The sequence below is a fragment of the Corynebacterium sp. TAE3-ERU2 genome, assembly GCF_019209955.1.
Taxonomy (GTDB): domain Bacteria; phylum Actinomycetota; class Actinomycetes; order Mycobacteriales; family Mycobacteriaceae; genus Corynebacterium; species Corynebacterium megadyptis.
This window is the reverse complement of record NZ_JAHUTL010000009.1, coordinates 1-1,372: the sequence shown is the minus strand read 5'-3', so window position 1 is coordinate 1,372 and position 1,372 is coordinate 1. Positions and strand designations below refer to the sequence as shown.

The window sequence follows — 1,372 nt, the reverse complement described above, 5'->3', positions numbered from 1 at the left end:
TGCTGCTGTCGTGGTTTCGGCGGTGTACTTCAGCCCCACTACATTGTCGGCGCAGAACCACTCGACCAGTGAGCTATTACGCACTCTTTCAAGGATGGCTGCTTCTAAGCCAACCTCCTGGCTGTCTTCGCGATCCCACATCCTTTTCCACTTAGTACACTCTTAGGGGCCTTAACCGACGATCTGGGCTGTTTCCCTCTCGACTACGAAGCTTATCCCCCGCAGTCTCACTGCCACGCTATAACATTCACGGTATTCGGAGTTTGGCTGATGTTGCTAAGATGATAGTCCCGCTCAACCAACCAGTAGCTCTACCCCCGCAAAGAAACACGCAACGCTGCACCTAAATGCATTTCGGGGAGAACCAGCTATCACGGAGTTTGATTAGCCTTTCACCCCTACCCACAACTCATCCCCTCAGTTTTCAACCTAAGTGGGTTCGCGCCTCCACAACCTCTTACAGCTGCTTCACACTGGCCATGGGTAGATCACTCCGCTTCGGGTCCAGGACACGCCACTAAACACACTAGTTAGTATTCGCTTTCGCTACGACTACCCCACACACGGGTTAACCTCGCGACATGCCGCTGACTCGCAGGCTCATTCTTCAAAAGGCACGCCATCACACCCCAAAAAGGATGCTCTGACGGATTGTAGACACACGGTTTCAGGTACTATTTCACTCCCCTCCCGGGGTACTTTTCACCATTCCCTCACGGTACTCATACACTATCGGTCACGCCAAGTATTCAGGCTTACCGGGTGGTCCCGGCAGATTCACAGCAGATTCCACGAGCCCGCTGCTACTCGGGTACACGCACACAACCACTGATGCGCATGTTCGGCTACCGGACTCTCACCGTCTACGGTAGGTGATCCCACACCACTTCGCCTCACACACACCAACAATCGAGATGACACGGCAGTATCACCAACACACATGCCCCACAACCAGCCACACGCAACCCCTGCCGAGTATCACACGCATGACTTTTAGCCATCATCCGCTTTCGTTCGCCACTACTCACAGAATCACTATTGTTTTCTTCTCCTACGGGTACTGAGATGTTTCACTTCCCCGCGTACACCCCCTATGCAGCTATACATTCACCACAAGGAAACACACACCCAAAAAAGCGTGCGCTAGGTTACCCCATTCGGACACCCTCGGATCAACGCTCGATTGACAACTCCCCGAGGACTATCGCGGCCTTCCACGTCCTTCATCGGCTTGACGATGCCCAGGCATCCACCGTGCGCCCTTAATAAAAAACAGACACACAAACAATCAAAAAACACTAAGAACAAACACAATAAAATTGCTCGCGTCCACTATACAGTTCTCAAACAACACACACACCAACCACCCACC

Annotated in this window: 1 rRNA gene; it reads right to left on the bottom strand. The window is 52.5% G+C overall.

The features are described 5' to 3' along the window. Positions 1–1,276: ribosomal RNA gene (locus KRX12_RS10840) — 23S ribosomal RNA — on the bottom strand; the annotation flags it as partial. Positions 1,277–1,372 lie beyond the last annotated feature (96 nt).